Below are 2,598 nucleotides of genomic sequence, written 5' to 3'. Positions count from 1 at the left end.
CCGCCGCTCAACCCATCCTACAAGACGCCTCTCTCCCAACTAAGGACGACTTCGATGACCATGGATCGCCGCACGCTTCTGAAACTCTCCGCCATGGGAGCCATCGCAGGCTCGTCGGTGGTGTCCACCGCGCAGGCCCAGACCGCGGCTCCCGCACCGGCCGGCAAGCGCAAGGCACGCTGGGTCTGCCTCGGCACCAAGGGCGGCCCGCGCGTCGGTCTCGGCCGTTCCAATCCTGCCAATGTGCTGATCGTCGATGACGTGCCCTACGTGGTCGATTGCGGTCCCGGCGTCTCCAAGCGCCTCGTCGAGGCCAAGGTCGCGCTGCCGGACGTGCGTTATGTGTTCGTGACGCATCTGCATTCCGACCACGTGCTCGAATATGGCAACATGGTGTATGGCGGCTGGTCGGCCGGTCTCAATCATCCCGTCGAGGCCTTCGCGCCGATCGGCATGGAAGCGCTGACCAAGGCCTATTGGGAAAGCATCAAGTTCGACGTCGATGTGCGCATCGCCGACGAAGGCAAGCCGGACCCGCGCAAGCTGCTGGTCGCCAAGGATATCAAGGACTCGGGTCTGGTCATCGACACCGGCAAGGTGAAGGTCACCGCCTTCAAGACCCCGCATCCGCCGATCACCGAGAACTTCGCCTACAAGTTCGAGACCCCGGATGGCGTGTTCGTCTATGCCTGCGACACCAATTTCAATCCGGCTCTGGCGAAATTCGCCGAAGGCGCCGATGTGCTGATCCACGAGACGATCTATGTGCCCGGCGTCGACAAGATGGTCGCCCGCGTCAAGAACGCCGCGACGCTGAAGGAACACCTGATCGCCTCGCACACCACCACCGAGGATGTCGGCAAGATCGCCAATATGGCCAAGGTCAAGAAGCTGGTGATGACCCATTTCGTGCCGGGTGACGATCCGACCATCACCGACGAGATGTGGGCGGCGGATGCCAAGAAGCACTATAGCGGCCCGATCGTGGTCGCGAAGGACCTGATGGAAATCGAGCTGTAAGCTCGCTGTGCCGTAGGGCGGATGAGCGAAGCGTCATCCGCCGCGGCTTTTCAGCCATGCAATCGGCCGGCGGATGACGCCTTCGGCTAATCCGCCCTACGGGCCGTCCGATCTGCTATAGCTCCCCATCGCCATTGCCGGTGGGGAGAGCATGAACGCCAGACTCGAACGAAAACTGCGTGTCTTCGTCATCATCGCAGCGGCCGGCTGCTTTGCCGGCGCAGTGTTCGCCGCCACCCACGGGCTGCCGCTGGTGCCCGGCGTCGTCACCGGTCTGCTGATCAGCTCCATTCTCGGCGGCTTCGAGATCCTCATTGCCGATGGCCCGGTCCGAGCCTGGCTGAACGATCGGTCCTTCACCGCCAGCCTGCTGATCAAGAGCTCGTTTTATGCAGCGGTCATTCTGACAGTCGAGTGGTTTCCCATCGTCGAGTGGATTCTCGGCCGGCGTCCCATGCTCGGCGTCGATACGTTCTGGTCGTCGCTGCTCTATTCGGTCGTCGTCTCCATCATCGTCAATCTCGCCCTCGCCATCACCAATCTCGTCGGCGGGCGCGCGCTGCTCAATTTCTTCACCGGCCGCTATCACGCGCCGGTCGAGGAGGAGCGTTTCGTGCTGTTCGTCGACATAGCCGGGTCCACCGGTCTCGCCGAACAGTTCGGCAGTCTCGGCATCCATCGTTTTCTCGACCGCACCTTTCGCGTGCTGTCGCTGCCGGTGGTCGATCATCGCGGCGAGGTGCTGGCCTATGTGGGCGACGAGATGATCGTGACCTGGACGAAACAGGAAGGGGCACGGGACGCCCGGCCGCTGCGGTGCTTTATGGCCATGCGCGACGAACTCGCACGCAAGGCCGGGCAGTTCGAGCGCGAATTCGGCGCGGCGCCCCGCATCCGCGGCAGCCTGCATTTCGGCCCGGTGATCATTGGCGAGATCGGGGATGTGAAGCGCGCCATCGTGTTCAACGGCGACGTCATGAACACGACCTCGCGGCTGGAAGCCTTGAGCCGCGACGTCCCCGGCGGCTTCGTCGCATCCCGTGCGGCGATGGAGAAGTTCGCGGCGCCGACGCCGGTTGCGATGCGCGATCTCGGTCGCCTGCCGATCCGCGGCCGCGTCGATGGCATCGACGCGATGGGACTGGTTGAGGCCTCGTAGGATGGGTGGAGTGGAGGCGCGTAAGCGCCGGAGCGATACCCATCACCGCGAGTTCTGGGCGTGATGGGTATCGCTTCGCTCAACCCATCCTACTTCTTCTTCGTCGACTTCTTCTCCGGCGCGTAGAAGGTCGCGTCCACCTCGGCGATGTCATCCTGATCGAGCTTGCGCACTTCGAGAACGGTCCGCGGCGGGTAGGGGCCCTTGCCCCACAGGTCTTCCTGCACCTTGTTGACCAGCGGCCGGTACTTCACCACGTCGGACACGAAGATCGTCAGCCGCACCGCATCCTGCAATGTCGCGCCTTCGGCCTCGGCCACCTGCTTCATGTTGGTGAACATCTGCCGGATGCGCGCCTCGTCGCCCTCGACCAGCTTGTTGGTCGCGGGATCGACGCCGCGCATGCCGCCGACAAAGAT

3 protein-coding genes are annotated in these 2,598 nt (G+C 63.6%); 2 read left to right on the top strand and 1 reads right to left on the bottom strand.

Features of this window, described 5'->3' with window-relative positions:
* Window positions 1-54 precede the first annotated feature (54 nt).
* Both ACIQ17_RS32915 and ACIQ17_RS32910 read left to right on the top strand, forming a co-directional pair.
* Window positions 55-1,020, top strand: a complete 966-nt coding sequence (locus ACIQ17_RS32915) for an MBL fold metallo-hydrolase (protein WP_398473774.1) — start codon at window positions 55-57, stop codon at window positions 1,018-1,020.
* A 151-nt stretch (window positions 1,021-1,171) separates the two neighbouring features.
* A complete protein-coding gene (locus ACIQ17_RS32910) occupies window positions 1,172-2,179 on the top strand; it encodes an adenylate/guanylate cyclase domain-containing protein (protein WP_398473773.1) in 1,008 nt (335 codons plus the stop codon).
* Between the two features lie 89 nt (window positions 2,180-2,268).
* Here ACIQ17_RS32910 and ACIQ17_RS32905 read toward each other — a convergent pair.
* The coding region (locus tag ACIQ17_RS32905) for a RidA family protein (protein WP_398473772.1) at window positions 2,269-2,598 on the bottom strand (330 nt) is incomplete at its 5' end.

It is taken from the genome of Tardiphaga sp. (genome assembly GCF_044340795.1).
Taxonomy (GTDB): domain Bacteria; phylum Pseudomonadota; class Alphaproteobacteria; order Rhizobiales; family Xanthobacteraceae; genus Tardiphaga.
Note: the sequence above shows the minus strand (reverse complement) of the source record. Positions and strands in the feature narration are given on the sequence as shown.